The organism is Solibacillus palustris (assembly GCF_022549215.1).
GTDB classification, from domain to species: domain Bacteria; phylum Bacillota; class Bacilli; order Bacillales_A; family Planococcaceae; genus Solibacillus; species Solibacillus daqui.
The window spans coordinates 1,015,376-1,033,249 of sequence record NZ_JAKZFC010000001.1; the positions used below are offsets into that span (position 1 = coordinate 1,015,376).

Here is a 17,874-nt window from a genome sequence, read left to right on the forward strand (position 1 = left end):
TTTAGTTATGACAGTAACAACTTGGAAAGCGGCGGATGTTGCGCGCTATGTAATTGACAATAAAGATTTATTTATTTTAGACGTACGTAATGAAGACGCATTTGAAGACTGGAAAATTGATGGCCATAAATTTGAATACTTAAACATTCCATACTTTGAGTTATTAGATGGTGTGGAAGCAATTTTACCAAAAATCCCTACTGATAAAGATGTATTAGTTGTTTGTGCGAAGGAAGGTTCGTCAATTATGGTAGCAGAAATGCTATCAGATGCAGGGCGTAATGTTGGTTATTTAGCAGGCGGTATGAAATTATGGTCAACTTATTTAGAGCCTATTAAAGTAGGGGACTTAAACGGTGGTGGTGAATTATATCAATTCGTTCGTTTAGGTAAAGGCTGTCTTTCTTATATGGCAATTTCTGATGGTGAAGCGGCAATTATTGATGCAGTACGCTTTACAGAAGTATTCACGAAGTTCGCTGAAGAAAAAGGGGTAGAAATTAAGCACGTATTTGACACACACTTACACGCAGATCATATTTCTGGAGGTCGTCACATTGCAGCTGCTACTGATGCAACCTATTATTTACCACCAAAAGATGCAGAAGAAGTCGTGTTTGACTATACAGCTTTAGAAGACGGATTAACAGTGCAATTAGGTTCTTCTCAAATTGAAGTTGGCGCACTTTATTCACCAGGTCATACAATCGGTTCGACATCATTTGTAATCGATGAAAAATATTTATTAACAGGCGATATTTTATTCATCGATTCAATCGGACGTCCTGACTTAGCTGGTTTAGCTGAGGACTGGGTAGGCGATTTACGTGAGACATTATACAAACGTTACCGTGAATTAGCAGAAGATTTAGTTGTATTACCAGCACACTTCATGATTATTGAAGAATTGAATGAAGATGGAACAGTAGCGAAACGTTTAGGTGATTTATTCGCTGAAAACCATGGTCTAAACGTGGAAGATGAAGCAGTATTCCGCAAAATGGTTACTGATGGATTACCACCACAACCTAATGCTTACCAAGAAATTCGTCAAGTGAATATGGGTAAAATCACTCCAGAAGACGAAGAGCAAACAGAGATGGAGATTGGTCCAAATCGTTGCGCTGTGCGCTAACGATTTGGACCAATCAAGGGGAACAAAAGCTAAAAACGCCACGTCGTGTGGCAACGCTTTTGTGACATGCATCGTGCATGCCTCAAACCGTTGCACGGTACGCTAATTAGCCCAAGTAAAACAATTATGAAATGTTACACATACGCTTGCCTCACGCTCAAGAGGCAAGCAACCGTCTTGTACGGTAAAATCGAAAACCGCTTACAAATTATACGAAAAGAGGAACTCAACATGAATATTACAAAAACTTTAGACGCAAAAGGCTTTGCTTGCCCAATGCCAATCGTGCGTACAAAGAAAACAATTGACACAATTAACTCAGGTGAAGTACTGGAAGTATTAGTAACAGACAAAGGTGCTTTAAGTGATTTCCCAGCGTGGTCAAAAGCAAGTGGACACACAATTTTAGAAACAAAAGAAGAAGATGGCGTACATTTCTTCTACATTCAAAAAGCATAACAGTGTTATAGGCGAGTAGGGCATTGTTCTACTCGCTTTAACTTGATTCAGTGGGGTTCAAAGCACGACTGAATAGGGGAACTCAGGCTAAGAACGTCTCGTCGTGCGGCAACGCCTGAGTGACCAATAGCGTGTTGGCCTAAGCCCCGGCGGATGTCACAGATTTTTTAGGAGTTTTAAAGAGGAAGTCAGCCTAAAAACGTCACATCGTGTGACAACGGCTGACTGACCCACGTCCTGTGGCCCCGAACTTGAAAAAAATCTGGACACAATTACGCCGAGGCGTAATTGATTACTTAGAAAGAAGGAAAAAGCAATGCAAATCGATTTATCATTCACTTATATTGGCGTCATTTTTGCGCTTGGATTTGTTGGTTCATTTATCTCGGGTATGCTCGGGGTCGGGGGTTCCATTATTAAATACCCGATGCTGCTGTACATTCCACCATTATTCGGTTTAGCGGCATTTACTGCACACGAAGTATCTGGTATTAGTGCTGTGCAAGTATTTTTCGCGTCAATTGCGGGTGTTTGGGCTTATCGTAAAAGCGGCTTATTAAATAAAGATTTAATCATTTACATGGGAGCATTCATATTAATTGGTAGCTTTATCGGTAGTTATGGGTCAGGCTTTTTATCAGAAGATGCCGTTAATATCGTCTATGGTTTACTCGCAGTTATTGCAGCGGTTATGATGTTTATTCCACGTAAAACCGTAGAGGATGCAAGCGTAATTACCTTTAATAAAGCATTGGCGAGCTCATTAGCATTAATTGTTGGGATTGGATCAGGAATTGTCGGGGCAGCAGGTGGCTTTTTACTTGTACCGATTATGTTAACGGTATTAAAAATACCAACACGTGTGACAATCGCGACGAGTTTAGCGATTACATTTATTTCGTCAATTGGTGGTAGTGTTGGTAAGTTGATGACAGGTCAAGTAGAATACTGGCCAGCCTTTTTAATGATTATTGCAAGTATCATTGCTGCTCCACTCGGCGCAAAAGCTGGGCAAAAAATGAACATCAAAATTTTGCAAGCCTTACTTGCAATCCTAATTGGTGCAACGGCTATTAAAATATGGGTTGATATTTTGTTATAACAAATTGCGAAGGGAGTGTCCGAGAAGTATTTCTGGGACACTTCCTTTGCGCCGAGGATGGTGAGAATTTATTCTGACCACCGCAGAAGCACCGCCTCAAGCGGATTATTATTACACGAGGCTTGCACTGTCCAAAAAGTTGTGACTTTTTGGATAGCCTCAATGAAAAGAAGCGCTACTTCCCAATTTCGAAGTAGCGCTTCTATTATGTGTATATGTTTAATAATGTGTAGCTATGGTAGTGTTGGCTTGAATTTTTTTGTGGATTTGTTGTTCGATTTGAGCTTTTGATTGCTTTAATGTTAGCTCTAAAATATCAAATATGACCATTGAAATTTGCTGTAACATTTGTGCATCTTGTGAAGTGAGTTTCTTTTCTTGTTGTTGTAATTCTTGCTCTTTGCGAAGAATTGTATTCATGAGTTGTGCGATTTCTAAATGATTATTTTTACCCAAAATTTGAGAATGATTGCGTTGGCGATTTGATATGCGTTCGTCCCATTCGCTCGCTTCATTGGAAAAAATGTCGAGAATTTTACTTGCCTCATCGTAGCTAAGTAATTTTTCAAGCTGACTGTTATCGCTATCTACCGGGTGATATAGTGTGACACCCGGTTGCAATTTTGACTGTATAACATAGTACTGCATCGGTGTTCCAGTGAAATTTTGTTCTACAATGCTATCGATTTGGCAAATTCCGTGTGATTTATACAAAGTAAGATCACCAATTTTGTACATGTTTATAGCCCTCCTAAATGTTGTTAATTCTATTATAAGTGAAATAAAATTTTGCGTCAACTAAGTTGACTTTTAACTTGATTCAGAAAATACTTATTTACTATAAGCAATGCATCAGGTATGAAATCCTCCAATCAGCAGAGTTTATAAGCGGGCTGAATAGGGGAACAAAGGCTAAGGGCACCACGTCCTGTGGCAACGCCTTTGCAATCAACATCATGTTGACCTAATGCCCCCGGTGGATGTCACAGATTTTTTAGTGGAGTTAATTTAGGATTTTAGCCTAAGTTCATCGCATTCATGCGATAACGGCTAACTGACCTGCATCATGCTGGCCCAAAAAAATCTAGACGAGAGTTAGCTGGGGTGTAATTGATAATAGTATTTGAAAAAATAAAAAAGGTTTAGTATGATGCTTGAGAAGTTATTGAACGGACAGTTAGGAGTACAACACATGAATGATTTAATAGAATTATTATATCGACAACGTAAGCAGTTACGCCATGTAGCAGAGACGATGTGGAACAGCAAATATGAATTACATTTAACAAGCTCAGAATGGTCTGTATTAAAGAGTATTTCTGAAGGAAAAAGAACCGTCCCAGAGCTTGTTGTTCAGCTTGATATTACAAAGCAGGGTGTACACAAGTTTTTACAATCTTTGCAAGATAAAGAGCTAATTAAAACAGAGCTTGTAAAGGGGACAAAGCTACAAAAAGTCGCTTCATTAACAGACAAGGGTCAGGATGCAATGCAAAAAAGTTTGGCACTAGATTATGAAATTTCGGAAATGGTGCGCGCTTCAATCGGCCACGAGCAATACGAACAGCTTATTTCGATATTAGGAAAACCATTAATTTCTAATTAAAGTGACACATTTTTCCTATATAAAACGTATTACAATAAAAAAGGAGTGGGACACTATTAAAGAAAAAGAATTTATAACGCAAGAGCATGTTGCAACACGCAATAAATTTCGATCTTTAGGGCCGATTGTTTTAGGAGCAGGAATATTATGTGTGGTTATAGCAGGTATTGATTTTTTTACTTTAGATTTCTTTGAATCTCCTAAATATTTTTACCTATTTTTTATTGGCTTACCATTACTTGCAATCGGCTTTAATTTAACTAGTTTAGGATATGGTTCGAAATTGGCTGCCTATCAAAGTCGTGAAATGGCACCAGTCGCAAAGGATACATTTAATTATTTGGCGAATGAAACGACAGGGAGCATTGAGAAAATTGCACAGGCTGCACAGAAGGGGAAAAGTACCGTGGTGGAGGCGAAGCAATGCGGCAATTGTCAGGAATTGAATAAAATCGATGCAAAGTTTTGCAATGAATGTGGCAAGGCGTTGTAATGAAACAAGGAGTGCTCGATTTTCTTTCGATGCACTCCTTTTATGATCTAAAGAATTCCTTTATCAGAAAAAACTGCGTCAATACCCAGTTGTTCCATTTGTTGTGCAATTTTTTTGTTATTAACTGTGTAGGTACGGACAATAATACCTTGCTGAATCATCCGCTGAATAATCGAGCGGATGCCATAATAATACGGAATATGGATGGCCTGACAATCAAAATTTCGTACATATTCATCAAGTTTTGTAATGAGTGAAGCAAATAACAGTGCACAGTTGACGTTTGGCTGAATTTGCTGGAAACGGGCAATTGTATCGTGATTAAACGATGAAACAATAATTCTTTTATTTTGTTGGAATTTTTCAATGGTTTTAGCAACAAGTATTTCAATACCGGGATATTCAAACACATCGGACTTAATTTCGATATTGATTTGGTGTTTGGTATCTTTGAAAATATCAAGAACTTCTTCCAATGTACAAATTTTTTCGCCTGCAAATTTTGCTTCAAACCATGATCCAAAATCATAGGTTTTTAATTCGGCTAATGTTAGGTCTTTTACAAAACCAGTGCCATTTGATGTGCGGTCGATTGATTCGTCATGAATAACGACTAACTGCTGATCCTTCGTTAAATGCACGTCAAATTCTACCCCCCAGCAGGAAAGTTTAGCAGCTTGTTGAAAAGCAATTGCAGTGTTTTCAGGGAAGCTAGCACTAAGTCCACGATGGGCAAGAATTTTCATAATTGACCACCTTTAGCGTTCACATGCAATGCCATCATTGTCACGATCGCTTTTATCATTTTTTGTATATAATTCTGCTGAAACGAAAGGCTTATATTTCGTTTTTCCGCCAATATTTTTAACAGTAGCGCTTTTGGCAATACCACCAGAATAAATGGCATTAATTTCTTTGCAATTTTTGTATTCAACTATTTTTACTTTTGTCGATGCCTCTGCTTCAATTGTAGGAGTGGTAACACTTCCTATTATTGCAACACTCATAAAAATAGGGTAAATGTATTTTTTCAAATCAAAAACCTCCGCAAAATGTATTTTTCAACATTTTACCAAAAAAAGAAACGAATTCACAAGGAGGATGTGAATTCGCTAAAATAACTAACCCATAATATGATAGCCGCTATCGATATAAATCGTTTCGCCAGTAACGCCACGAGATAAATGGCTAAGCATGACAATGGTCATATCTGCTACTTCTTCTTTACTCGTATTACGTTTAAGTGGTGCATTTTCTTCAATTTTATGCAGTATATCATTGAAACTTGGCACACCTTTTGCAGCTAATGTTCGAATTGCACCAGCCGAAATCGCATTGACACGGATATTTTCAGCGCCTATATCAGCAGCTAAATAACGCATCGACGCTTCAAGTGCAGCCTTTGCAACACCCATGACATTGTAGCCTGGTAAGACACGCTCTGCTCCTAAATAAGACATTGTCACGATTGAACCGCCCTCTGTCATATAAGGCTTTGCAGCTTTTGCTACGGCAATCAATGAATACGCACTTGTATCTTGAGCAAATGCATATCCATCACGCGTTGTTTCAACGAAGCGATTGTGTAAGTCCTCGGCGTGCGCAAAAGCAACAGAGTGTACAATTCCATGAATCACACCAAACTGCTCACCAATTTGTGTAAAGGCATTTGCAATACTTGCATCATTGTTAACATCACATTCTACAATAGTAGCTTCTTGACCAGCTAAAATTTTTTCTATTTTACTCTTTGAGCGTTCTTTTCGATATGTGAAAATAACATTTGCTCCTACATCAAATAGTCGCTTTGCAATGCCCCAAGCGATACTACGCTCATTAGCAACACCCATAACGACAACATTTTTACCTTGTAATTGTAGTAAATCCATAAAGACACCCCTGTATAATAGTTATTATTAGTACCAACTACTAATAATAACTATAACATTGCATGCGTAACGTGTAAATCATTTTCTAGGACAAAATAAAAAACGATCTCTCAATTAAAAAAATCAAGAGATCGTTTGAGTTTTATTATTCAAATTTTAATGCGTCGCCGTCGAATGACTCGTCTGAAACTTTGATTGAATCTGTTGGGCAGCCTTCAAATGCATCTTGCATGTCTTCTAGTAGATCCTCTGGAACTTCAGCAGTACCCATGTTATCATCTAAAATAACGATTGCAATTCCTTCATCATCATAATCATAAATGTCAGGTGCAGCAGCGCCACAAGCGCCACAAGCGATACAAGTGTCTTTATCTACGATTGTATATTTTGGCATTGTTACCTCTCCTTTGTCCGTTCGCTTCCATAAAGCTCTTATTTATTCTAAATGTGTTCTTCTTACATTTCAACATAATACTACGAAAATGAGGGATTTGATTTGCTAATTCAACAAATTCTTTTAAAAATCTTACATACATTTCAACAAGAACGTACTGTTTCCGCTGCTTTTCATCTACTAAAGGGTAAACGCTCTGGGCAAACGATTCAAGATGTAGGTCTTTATAAATTGTATCCGTTTTTTGGCCTTTTACCAAAATTACCACGTCTAAAATTTGATCAGCAAATTGATTTACTATTTGCTAAAAATTATATTGATATAGATGAAAATGGCTATTACAAAATGTCTGAAATAGGGAAAGAGCTTGCGTCACAGCCGTTATCGATTACTTTTGATAGTTGGCACTATCGTGGCAATGAACATCTATTTTTCGGGCGGTTATCACTTGTTGTACAGAGTTTGTCACATCAAGAAAATAACCAGAAAGCATTTATCCCAATTGAGCGAAACGATCAAATTCAAGGCTGGGTGCGTCAATTTTTAATCGCAAATCGTTTTCAGCAACATTCACTACAATCTCAACTATATGAAGAAATGACAAGGTGTTTGACAAAATTATCAGTTGAAGAACGAGTGAAAGAAATACTCATCTTCCGATTAACGGGCTACAACGAACCCGGATTTACTTGGCAGCAGTTAGCATTTGGCTATCACATGCAGGAAATGGACGTGCAGCTCTATTATATTAGTGGTTTACACGCCTGGTTAAATGAAATCGAGAAGCAGTCATCCAATTATCCGTTATTATCACAAATTGCGATGGAAATTCGTGTGGAGGCATTGTTAACGTTGTCAGCAAATGAAACAGCCCAGCTCTTTAAAAAAGGGCATTCAATCGACGAAATCAGTCTTATTCGTCGTTTAAAATTAAATACTATTGAAGATCATATTGTTGAAATGGCAATGAATGAACCGAACTTTTCTATCGATGAATTCGTTACAATGGAAGACCAACAGCAAATTTTACAGACCGTTGAAAATTACGAAACAAAGCGTTTAAAAACATTAAAGGAAATTTTGCCGCATGTAAGTTATTTTCAATTGCGTTTAACATTGGCGAAAGGGGCGACAACGCAATGAATCTAGAAGCAACTTTACAGCAATTTTTTGGCTATGAAACCTTTCGACCAGGGCAACGAGAAATTATTGAAGCACTTGTAAACGGGCAAGATGTTGTAGCAATTTTACCGACGGGTATGGGGAAATCATTGTGCTATCAGCTTCCAGGATATTTGTTTTCAAAACCAGTGCTTATCATTTCACCGCTACTTTCCCTTATGCAAGATCAGGTTGACCAGTTAAAGCAGCGTGGGGAAAAGCGCGTCGTGGCACTGAATTCGTTTTTATCACCAGAGCAAAAGCGTTATGCATTGCATTTTTTACATGAATATCGCTTTATTTTTGTATCTCCGGAAATGTTGCTTCAGCCGCAAGTGAAAGCGCGTTTGGAGCAAGTGGAATTGTCTTTAATTGTTGCGGATGAGGCACACTGTATTTCACAGTGGGGGTTTGATTTTCGTCCTGATTATTTGCGAATTGGTGAAGTGTTACCGCAAATAAATCGGCCTCCAATTTTAGCATTATCCGCAACAGCAACCGATTCAGTTATTGAAGATATACAGCATTATTTAATGATGCATGACCCATTTCGTTATATGCATTCGGTCAATCGTGAAAATATTTATTTGGTGAAAAAAGCATTTTCTCATAAAGAAGAAAAAATCAATTGGATTATAGAGCATGTTACTAGCACATCCGGACCGGGTATTATTTATACGCAATCTCGAGCAAAAACAGAGGCACTCAGCTTGCATTTACTTGAAAGAAATATTGCCGCAGCAGCGTACCATGCTGGTAAGGATACGCAGGACCGTCAATTTATTCAGCAGCAATTTTTAACTGGTAAGCTAGAATGGATTGTAGCAACCAATGCGTTTGGTATGGGTGTTCATAAAGACAATGTCCGACAAATCATCCATGAAACAATGCCGTCCACATTATCAAACTATATGCAAGAAATCGGACGTGCTGGGCGAGATGGTCAAGACGCGGTAGCATTCTTACTACATGCGGAGGGTGATGAGCAATATGCAAAATTTATCGGAACTGAGGATTTACCAAAAGAAATACATATTGACCGATTTATGCAAGTAATTGCAAGTGGAGAGCAGCCAAATGTGTTATTGGCTCGCGGAGAATTAACTGAAGTCTCATTTCGTGTTTTAAATTACTGGCTACAGCAAGAGTCGCCAGAACAAGTTAAGAAGCGTATGCAAGAGATGCAATTTAAAAAGTATGCTGAAGTGAATCTTGTGTTAAAGCTAATTGAAAACACGGATTGCATGCGTGAGCAAGTTGTCAATTATTTTGGGCAGAAGCTATTTCAAAAGCAGCAAAACTGTTGTAGCAATTGTGGAATTAATGTTGCACCATTTTTGAAGCCTCGCGAAGAGCGACAGGAAACACAAATGACGACTTGGCAGCAGCGTTTACAGCAAATATTGGTTCGAAACTAGTAATTTTAGCACGAACCGTTTACTTTTTTGTAGATATTCGTCATAATATACGTAAATGTTTTAGTAGTTGGAGGGTTGAGAGACCATGACAAAAGAAGATTACCGTGAGAAGGTAGAGGAGCATCGTCAAGAGATCGACTTACATAATGAGTCTGGTGCTAAATTGTCACGTACTAGCCGTCATCAGAAAAAAGATAAGAAAAAACAATCGAATCCAATTATGACACTTTTAGTTGTTGTCTTAATTTTTATTCCATTGAGCATCTTAGGTTATGTATGGTTATTTTATGAGCCAAGTGCATCAGAAGCTGAAACTGTGGAAGAAAATAAAGATAATGTTGTCTTAGAAATTGTAAAACAGAACGAGGATTCAACAAAGGATACGGCTGATGACAAAGGTGACGAAGAAAAAGCTGATGATAATAAAGATAAATCAACAGATACTGACAAAAAAGCCGAGCAAGAAAAAGAGCGTTTAGCGGCTGAAGAAGCGAAAAAAGCGGAAGAGGCTCAAAAAATTGCAGCCCAAAAAGCAAAAGCGCTAGAAGTTAAGAAAAAAGCAGAAGATGCAGCAAAAGTACAGCAAAAAACGCATACCGTTCAATCTACGGATAATTTATACCGAATCGCCATAAAATATTATGGTGATGGAAGCCCGGCTAATATCGAAAAAATTAAATCGGCAAATAATTTAACAACGGATAGTATTTCAACAGGGCAAGTATTAGTAATAATTCCGTAAAGTGTTCATTATTTATAGCTGTATAGAGGAATAGCAAAAGACGAAACGTGACAAACGCTCGTCTTTTTCTTTTGATTGGAGGTTGATGATATATGGTTGTTATCACCATTATTGTGCTCGCTTTCACTGTAATCATGTTGCAGATGTGGAAACAGGCCAATGAAAATAATGTTCGAATACATGAAGTAACAGCTGTAGGTACTGGTGAGCCAGTGCAACTCTTTTTTATTTCAGACACGCATGCACGAAAAATCAATGACAAAATGATACAGAATATTAAAGGACAGGTAGATGCAGTAATTATAGGTGGCGATTTTGTTGACCGTCGCACAACGAAACAAACACTACTGGAAAATATTCAACTATTAAAAACACTTGGTCCCATTTATTTTGTATGGGGCAATAATGATATAGAATTTGATGCACAAAAACTACAGGCATTATTTTTACAACATGAAGTTACAGTCCTTGAGAACGAAGCGGTGAAAATAGGGAAAGATCAAAACTTTTCTATATGTGGGGTAACGTTTAGCCCGAATTTGGAACAAGTAAAAGAAGCATTGCGTTCTTGCGATTTAAACAAAACAGCGTTTATTGCACATAATCCTGAACTTTTTACAAGTGTACACAAGCATTACAAGCCACTGCTTAGCATTGGAGGACATTTACATGGCGGGCAAATTCGTATTTTTGGTTGGAGCATACAACCACATGGCTATTTTAAACAACAAGGACGCTATTTTGAGCTTGTTAGCAATGGTTATGGCACGTCATTATTTCCAATTCGATTAGGAGCGAAACCAGAGTGTCATGTGATTAAAATAATATTCGAGCAAAATAAAACGTTTACCGTAAATTAGCAGTATAATAAGATGTATGGAACAATTTTAAGGAGATGTTAGTATGCAAAAGGTAGATGCAATCATAGTAGGTGGGGGCCCTTGTGGTTTAGCTGCTGCGATTGAACTACAAAATATTGGTTTAACACCAATTGTGATAGAAAAAGGGAATGTCGTCAATGCGATTTACAATTACCCGACGCATCAAACGTTTTTTAGTACAAGTGAAAAGCTAGCTATAGGTGATGTGCCTTTTATTATTGAACAGCGTAAACCAAAACGAAACCAAGCCCTAGTGTATTATCGTGAAGTGGTAAAGTCGAAAAAAATTCGAGTAAATCGTTTTGAAATGGTGAATCATGTTGAAAAACAAGGGCAAACATTTACTGTAAGAACAGATAAAGAAACGTATGAAACGCCGTATGTAGTTATTGCAACCGGCTATTATGATCACCCGAATTATTTAAATATTGTAGGTGAAACTCTACCGAAAGTGCATCATTATTTCAAAGAGGCACATGAGTTTTTCGATTTAAACGTATTAGTTATTGGTGGTAAAAATTCTGCGATTGATGCAGCATTAGAGTTAAATAAGGCTGGTGCACATGTAACGGTGGTGTACCGCGGAGAAGAATATTCATCAAGCATTAAGCCATGGGTATTACCCGAATTTTTAGGTCTTGTGCGTGACGGAGAAATTTCGATGCAGTTTAACACAATTGTTAAAGAAATCCGTGAACACGAGGTTGTATTAGAAATTGAAGGCAATGAACAAATGATTGCAAACGATACGGTGTTTGCCATGACGGGTTATCATCCGGACCATAGCTTTATTCGTGCAATGGGAGTTGAAATCGACGATGAAACAGGACGCCCTACTTTTGATTTAGACACGATGGAAACAAATGTTGAAAATTTATATATTGCAGGCGTAATTGCAGCAGGAAATAATGCGAATGAAATATTTATTGAAAACGGTCGCTTCCATGGCGGCATGATTGCCCAAAAAATTGCACAGCAAATGAAATAAGAGGTGAATACTTTGAAGAAAAAAGTGGCATTAATTACGACAGGTGGAACGATTGCAAGTACTCGCAATGATAAAAACAAATTAGAGTCAGGCAAGCTGGATGGCAATGCGATTTTAGCGATGTGTCAGCTTGAAAATGAAATCGATATTGAACTTATCGATTTGTTTCAAATTCCATCAATGCATATGACTTTTGAAAATTTAAATCATTTAAATGAAACAATTCAAAAATTATTTCAAGATAAAACAGTGAGTGGTATTGTTATTACACATGGTACAGATAGCTTAGAAGAAACAGCTTATTTTTTGGAGTTAACGATTGATGATGAGCGCCCGATTATTGTGACAGGGTCTCAAAAGGCACCTGGCGATATTGGTACAGATGTTTATTCGAACTTGCGTAACTCATTATTAGTAGCCACTAGTGATGAAGCGAAGAATATCGGAACATGTGTTGTCTTTAATGAAAAAATTATTCATTCTAAATATGTGAAAAAGGTTCATTCTTCAAGCATTAATGGCTTTGGGGCGATTGGTTATGGAATGCTTGGTTTTATAGATAATGATGAAGTCATTATTTATCAAAAGCCTACGCATAAAGAGGCATATACGATTCAAGAAAATTATCCAAAAGTTGAAATCGTACTTGCGTATTTAGGGGCAAGCTCAATAATGTTAGATGCTTTATATAATGCAGAAGTAGAAGGGATTGTCCTTGTTGGGGCAGGGCGTGGACAAATTACTCCAGATATGACAAGTGCGATTGAAAAGCTATGTCAAAAGGGTACGAAAGTCGTGCTCACAACGTCGACAGAAGAAGGACGTGTATTCCCGACATATGACTACTATAGTAGTGCCAACAATTTAAAAGATAAGGGTGTTGTAATGGGCGGAGATTTCGATCCGAAAAAAGCTCGCTTAAAGTTATTATTGATGCTAGCAAACGGCAACTCAAACTTTGATTCATTTATGCATTAATGAAAAAACTCGGCATACAGTTCAACGTAGCCGAGTTTTTTTTACATAAATGAAGTGATAAAATATGACCACATTTTCCCTCGCTGAACTAAATAGTGTTATAATTATAATAGTTGATTTTTGAGGAAAGGAGCCGGCGACATGTTCATAATCTTATCTGCAGCGATTGCGCCGGGTCTGGCTCTGTTAAGTTTTTTTTATTTACGTAACCAAATGGATACCGAACCAAGACGAGCGCTCCTGCATGCTTTTATCTTTGGCGCGATAATTACATTTCCTGTGTTGTTCATACAATTTGTAATAAAAGAAGAGCAAACGTTTAGTAATCCGTTTTTTATTAATGTCATTTTTACGAGTATATTAGAGGAATTGGTGAAGTGGCTTGTTATTTTTGCGGTAATTTTACGCCATGTAGAATTTGATGATCCCTATGATGGTATTTTATTTGGGGCGGCTGTTTCACTTGGATTTGCTACGGTGGAAAATGTTATTTATTTATTGTCATTTGGTTTAGACCAAGCATTTATGCGGGCAATGCTTCCTGTTTCGAGCCATGCGTTATTTGGTGTGGTGATGGGTTATTATTATGGGAAGGGAAAATTTTCGAGCGATGAAATTCAAAAGAAATTTATTTTTCTCGCATTGTTTGCACCATTGGGCTTACATATCATGTATAATTCAATTTTAATGCTAGAGGGTAGTTTTATTTATGCAATGTTGCCGTTCATGTTATTTTTATGGTGGTTTGCATTACGTAAAGTAAAATTAGCGCACGAACATTTAATTGAACATTTGTCGAAAAAATTTTAACAATAATAATAGCTAAGAGGTTATGTGAAGGAAATTTCTCACATAGCCTCTTTTTTGTTGAATAGGAAATAATAAGAACTTCAGATAGCTCACTTCTAAATGCAATTTCGCTTTGCGGTTTTTGAGTATGTATAATCTAAGATTTTTTTTCCATCCTATGTAAAAAAGGAGTGGACGATGTGAAAAAGATTGCGTTATTAGGCATGCTTTTCGTTGTAGTGTTTGCACCAACGAGCTTGGCATTTACAAATCAAGAAATTCAGCGCGGCGCATTTGGAGATGATGTTATCGAATTGCAGGCGAGATTGCAATATATCGGATTTTACCATGGCGAGCTAGATGGCAAGTTTGGTTATGGTACGTACTGGGCGCTACGTAATTTCCAAGAGCAGTACGGATTGCCGATTGATGGAATTGCAGGACAGGCAACAAAGAAAAAACTTGCAAACAATTCTGATTATGATGAGGAATATGTGAAAAAGCAAATACGGTTAGGAAACCGTTTTACGTATTACGGTGGCATCCCTCTAGATCAGCAAGTAAAAGGTGGTGGCGGTGGTGGTGGTTCGAATTCTACGACATCGATGCAGCTACCTCCTGGATATACGGAGCAAGAATTGCAAATATTGGCGAATGCGGTATATGGTGAGGCGCGTGGTGAGCCATATGAGGGTCAAGTAGCTGTTGCAGCAGTTATATTAAATCGCTTAGAGTCACCTGAATTCCCAGATACGATTTCTGAAATTATTTTTCAGCCGTTAGCGTTTACAGCAGTAGCAGACGGGCAAATATGGCTAACACCAAATGAGCGTGCCAAACAAGCGGTATTAGATGCGATTAATGGCTGGGATCCGTCAGAAAACGCACTGTATTACTTCAATCCGAAAACAGCAACGAGTAAATGGATTTGGACAAGGCAACAAATAAAACAAATAGGCGAGCATATCTTTTGCGTGTAAATAGGAGAGAATATGAAAAATTTAACATACTTATTAGGATTGTTTGTCGTTATTTTAGCCTTTGTTGCAGTTGATTTTTACAATCAAAATAAACAGTTAGAGCGTGCAGTATATGCGGCGCAATCTCGTGATTTCTCGGCAGCTACTGAAAAATTATCACTGCTTCATACAGCTGTTGAGCAATCGCTACTGTTTCAAGACGAAAAAACATTAGCAACGGAACTCGATTCGATTTGGCGTCTGAGCAGTGATCTTCGAAAATCTGTAGCGAATCTCCCTTTGCAACCAGACGTTCAAAATGAATGGATGCGTTATTTAGGGAAAATAGGTGATAGTGCCAAGCAAGCGACGAGTAAAGGCACATACGAGGATTGGCAACAAAAAATGACGACAGTCGCATCGAATTTGCATGCATTTGCAGAGGAATGGAATATTGCGACCGTTGCTTTTTATAATAATGATGGAGATATGCAAAAATGGACGAACAATCAAACCCTAGCACTTAGTGACTCTCCATTCGTTAATGCTTCCAAGCAATTGAAATCATATAATGAAACAGATTTTCCTCTAACTGCAAGTGAGTCAGATTATGAAAAAAAGCGAGACTTACAGCATTTGAAGGAACAAAAAATTACAAAAGATCAAGCTGTTGAAACGTTTAAAAAATATTTCCCTAATATTGATGATGCGATTGTGACCATCTCGAAAAGTAAGGACGATGCCCCTTATCCGTTCTATCACATTCAATTTGTGCGTGGTTCACGGATTGGATATGCGGATATCACCGAGAAAGGCGGTCATTTACTATCTTTTTTAATGGAACGCCCTGTCTCAAAAGAACGGAAATCACATGAAGAAATATTAAATACTGCGCAAAACTTTATGCAGAATGTTGGCTACAGTGATGTCACATTAAGTGAGTCTCGTGAAAATCATGAAGCATGGCACTTTGTTTTTACACGTACGCTAGAAGATAATTCACTTGTTTATCCAGATAGCATTCAAGTAAAGGTTGCAAAAGATACGGGTGAAATATTTGGTGTGAACGCAATGGAGTATATTCAGGAAGAAAAGATCCCAACTCAAGGTGAGATTCCAATAAAATGGGATGCCTTCTTTGCAGATAATGTAGTAGTCGAAGAAACGAAGAAAATCTATACGACGAATGCAACACTTGATCTTCGAAAATGCTATGAAGTCATTGCACGTTCGAAAACTGATCAAAATGACACATATCGAATTGTTATAGACACCGAAACACATGATGTAATAAAAATTGAAAAAGTCCATTAAGAATATTGAAAAAACCATTTGTATTCTATGGCTAAAATCCTAATCCCATGAGATAATAGCATTTATTATGTTACAGACGGGGAGGGGCAAATGGAGCTGAAAATTGGAACTCAACTTACATTGGAACCAACATATACTGAACGTGTTGAAAAATTTCGTTGTCGCGTTGTAGAAACAAAAGATAACATCATTTTTATTGATTATCCAATTAATGTTGAAACAAAAAAGACGGCTTTCTTAATTGATGGCGCACAATTTCGAGTTTTATTTAATACAGAAACAAAAGAAAGTTATTCTTTTAATACAGAAGTCTTAGGGCGTAGAGCTGGTAATGTGCATATGATTATGCTTTCGTGCCCACCTAAGGAGGACTTTCTTAAAATTCAACGTCGTGAATATGTTCGTGTTGAAACACCAGTCGATGTTGCGATTGATTTTAAAGGGCGTAAATATCAATTTGTCGCCGAAGATATTAGTGCTGGTGGGATAGCGATTCATCTTAAAACACCAGTTGATTTCAATGAAGGCGACGAAGTTCAAGCATTAGTCGTATTGCCATTTACAAATGGTGATATTCGCTATGTCGAAACGGAGGCGGTCATTGTCCGAATTTTTGAACGTGATGGCTTTCAAATTGCTTCAATCCGCTTTACTGATACCGATGACGTGGATAAGCAGCATATTGTCCGATTCAGTTTTGAACGCCAAGTATTGATTCGTAAAAAAGAATTAAATGAGCTATAAAAAATCTGAAAACGCACTTTGAAGTTCTATTTTCAAAGTGCGTTTTTTCATGAAATAGAACGTAAAAATCGAATATCTATTTCCTATTATGTTACAATATCAACTGAAAGTAGGGATTAATTTATGGCAAAAAAAATTCAAATTGCAATTGATGGTCCAGCAGGGGCAGGGAAAAGCACAATTGCAAAAATTGTAGCAGAAGCACTTCAATTTACGTATATTGACACAGGGGCAATGTATCGAGCGGTAACGTATAAAGCATTGAACGAAAACATACAATTACATGACGCACAAGCAATCGAAACAATGCTAAATCATACAACAATCGCATTACAACCTTCAGAACAAGGGCAATTAGTGTTTGTAGATGGTGAAGACGTTTCGCAGGCAATTCGTTCAAATGATGTAACTTCAAATGTTTCTGAAGTTGCAGCACATGCGAATATTCGTGAAATATTAGTTGCTATGCAGCAAAAATTAGCAGCAAATGGCGGCGTTGTTATGGATGGCCGAGATATTGCAACACATGTGTTAAAAGATGCAGAGCTTAAAATTTTCATGTCAGCTACCGTTGAAGAACGTGCGCGTCGTCGTTTCCTAGACAATGAACGTCGTGGAATTGAGTCGACAATTGAATTGTTACAACAGGAAATAGCATTACGTGATAAGCTGGATAGTGAACGTGAGGCTTCTCCATTAATCCAAGCAGAAGATGCATTATTTTTAGACACAACGAATTTATCAATTGATGAAGCTGCACAAGAAATTTTAAAGTTAGCGCAAGCAAAAATGTAAGATTTTTTTAGGTCAATCCAACACAGG

At 37.6% G+C, this 17,874-nt stretch carries 21 protein-coding genes; 16 read left to right on the forward strand and 5 right to left on the reverse strand.

Features of this window, described 5'->3' with window-relative positions:
- The first annotated feature begins 7 nt into the window (after window positions 1-7).
- The 3 genes from LZ480_RS04775 to LZ480_RS04785 all read left to right on the forward strand — a co-directional run bounded on the left by LZ480_RS04775 (window position 8) and on the right by LZ480_RS04785 (window position 2,696).
- Window positions 8-1,135 carry an MBL fold metallo-hydrolase gene (locus LZ480_RS04775; RefSeq protein WP_241368233.1) on the forward strand — a complete coding sequence of 376 codons (1,128 nt, stop codon included), beginning with the start codon at window positions 8-10 and terminating at the stop codon, window positions 1,133-1,135.
- Between the two features lie 231 nt (window positions 1,136-1,366).
- Window positions 1,367-1,594 (forward strand): sulfurtransferase TusA family protein, encoded by a 228-nt coding sequence (locus tag LZ480_RS04780; RefSeq protein ID WP_241368234.1) that lies wholly within the window; start codon window positions 1,367-1,369, stop codon window positions 1,592-1,594.
- Window positions 1,595-1,910: 316 nt separating this feature from the next.
- Window positions 1,911-2,696, forward strand: a complete 786-nt coding sequence (locus tag LZ480_RS04785; RefSeq protein WP_241368235.1) for a sulfite exporter TauE/SafE family protein — start codon at window positions 1,911-1,913, stop codon at window positions 2,694-2,696.
- 219 nt (window positions 2,697-2,915) lie between these two features.
- Here LZ480_RS04785 and LZ480_RS04790 read toward each other — a convergent pair whose 3' ends face one another.
- Entirely contained in the window at window positions 2,916-3,434 is a 519-nt protein-coding gene (locus LZ480_RS04790) for a CarD family transcriptional regulator (RefSeq protein WP_241368236.1), read from the reverse strand.
- A 454-nt stretch (window positions 3,435-3,888) separates the two neighbouring features.
- Between LZ480_RS04790 and LZ480_RS04795 the strand changes: the two genes are divergently transcribed.
- Window positions 3,889-4,302 carry a MarR family winged helix-turn-helix transcriptional regulator gene (locus LZ480_RS04795; protein ID WP_241368237.1) on the forward strand — a complete coding sequence of 138 codons (414 nt, stop codon included), beginning with the start codon at window positions 3,889-3,891 and terminating at the stop codon, window positions 4,300-4,302.
- A 151-nt stretch (window positions 4,303-4,453) separates the two neighbouring features.
- Window positions 4,454-4,795: a zinc ribbon domain-containing protein gene (locus LZ480_RS04800; protein WP_241368238.1), complete on the forward strand. Its 342-nt coding sequence runs from the start codon at window positions 4,454-4,456 to the stop codon at window positions 4,793-4,795.
- 47 nt (window positions 4,796-4,842) lie between these two features.
- Here LZ480_RS04800 and LZ480_RS04805 read toward each other — a convergent pair whose 3' ends face one another.
- The 4 genes from LZ480_RS04805 to LZ480_RS04820 form a co-directional block, all read right to left on the reverse strand.
- Window positions 4,843-5,541 carry a glycerophosphodiester phosphodiesterase gene (locus LZ480_RS04805; protein WP_241368239.1) on the reverse strand — a complete coding sequence of 233 codons (699 nt, stop codon included), beginning with the start codon at window positions 5,539-5,541 and terminating at the stop codon, window positions 4,843-4,845.
- A gap of 12 nt (window positions 5,542-5,553) precedes the next feature.
- Complete coding sequence (locus LZ480_RS04810; protein WP_241368661.1) at window positions 5,554-5,802, reverse strand: excalibur calcium-binding domain-containing protein; 249 nt, start codon at window positions 5,800-5,802, stop codon at window positions 5,554-5,556.
- Window positions 5,803-5,916: 114 nt separating this feature from the next.
- A complete protein-coding gene (locus LZ480_RS04815; RefSeq protein ID WP_241368240.1) occupies window positions 5,917-6,684 on the reverse strand; it encodes an enoyl-ACP reductase FabI in 768 nt (255 codons plus the stop codon).
- A 145-nt stretch (window positions 6,685-6,829) separates the two neighbouring features.
- Complete coding sequence (locus LZ480_RS04820) at window positions 6,830-7,078, reverse strand: ferredoxin (RefSeq protein ID WP_241368241.1); 249 nt, start codon at window positions 7,076-7,078, stop codon at window positions 6,830-6,832.
- A gap of 102 nt (window positions 7,079-7,180) precedes the next feature.
- Here LZ480_RS04820 and LZ480_RS04825 point away from each other — a divergent pair, with 102 nt between their 5' ends.
- The 11 genes from LZ480_RS04825 (at window position 7,181) to cmk (ending at window position 17,847) form a co-directional block, all read left to right on the forward strand.
- Window positions 7,181-8,221, forward strand: coding sequence for a helix-turn-helix domain-containing protein (locus tag LZ480_RS04825; protein WP_241368242.1), 1,041 nt, complete (start codon window positions 7,181-7,183; stop codon window positions 8,219-8,221).
- Window positions 8,218-9,657 carry a RecQ family ATP-dependent DNA helicase gene (locus tag LZ480_RS04830; RefSeq protein WP_241368243.1) on the forward strand — a complete coding sequence of 480 codons (1,440 nt, stop codon included), beginning with the start codon at window positions 8,218-8,220 and terminating at the stop codon, window positions 9,655-9,657. Before LZ480_RS04825 ends, LZ480_RS04830 begins: the two co-directional genes overlap by 4 nt.
- 85 nt (window positions 9,658-9,742) lie before the next feature.
- Entirely contained in the window at window positions 9,743-10,399 is a 657-nt protein-coding gene (locus LZ480_RS04835) for a LysM peptidoglycan-binding domain-containing protein (RefSeq protein ID WP_241368244.1), read from the forward strand.
- A gap of 92 nt (window positions 10,400-10,491) precedes the next feature.
- Window positions 10,492-11,259, forward strand: coding sequence for a metallophosphoesterase (locus tag LZ480_RS04840; protein ID WP_241368245.1), 768 nt, complete (start codon window positions 10,492-10,494; stop codon window positions 11,257-11,259).
- 43 nt (window positions 11,260-11,302) lie between these two features.
- A complete protein-coding gene (locus tag LZ480_RS04845) occupies window positions 11,303-12,268 on the forward strand; it encodes a YpdA family putative bacillithiol disulfide reductase (protein ID WP_241368246.1) in 966 nt (321 codons plus the stop codon).
- Window positions 12,269-12,280: 12 nt separating this feature from the next.
- Window positions 12,281-13,246 (forward strand): asparaginase, encoded by a 966-nt coding sequence (locus LZ480_RS04850; protein ID WP_241368247.1) that lies wholly within the window; start codon window positions 12,281-12,283, stop codon window positions 13,244-13,246.
- Between the two features lie 141 nt (window positions 13,247-13,387).
- Window positions 13,388-14,056 (forward strand): glutamic-type intramembrane protease PrsW, encoded by a 669-nt coding sequence (gene prsW / locus LZ480_RS04855; protein WP_241368248.1) that lies wholly within the window; start codon window positions 13,388-13,390, stop codon window positions 14,054-14,056.
- A gap of 203 nt (window positions 14,057-14,259) precedes the next feature.
- A complete protein-coding gene (gene sleB / locus LZ480_RS04860) occupies window positions 14,260-15,015 on the forward strand; it encodes a spore cortex-lytic enzyme (RefSeq protein ID WP_241368662.1) in 756 nt (251 codons plus the stop codon).
- Between the two features lie 12 nt (window positions 15,016-15,027).
- On the forward strand, window positions 15,028-16,308 hold the full coding sequence (locus tag LZ480_RS04865) for a PepSY1/2 domain-containing protein (protein WP_241368249.1): 1,281 nt from the start codon (window positions 15,028-15,030) through the stop codon (window positions 16,306-16,308).
- Window positions 16,309-16,398: 90 nt separating this feature from the next.
- Window positions 16,399-17,052 carry a flagellar brake protein gene (locus LZ480_RS04870; RefSeq protein ID WP_241368250.1) on the forward strand — a complete coding sequence of 218 codons (654 nt, stop codon included), beginning with the start codon at window positions 16,399-16,401 and terminating at the stop codon, window positions 17,050-17,052.
- A 123-nt stretch (window positions 17,053-17,175) separates the two neighbouring features.
- A complete protein-coding gene (gene cmk / locus LZ480_RS04875; protein WP_241368251.1) occupies window positions 17,176-17,847 on the forward strand; it encodes a (d)CMP kinase in 672 nt (223 codons plus the stop codon).
- The last annotated feature ends 27 nt before the right edge of the window (window positions 17,848-17,874 follow it).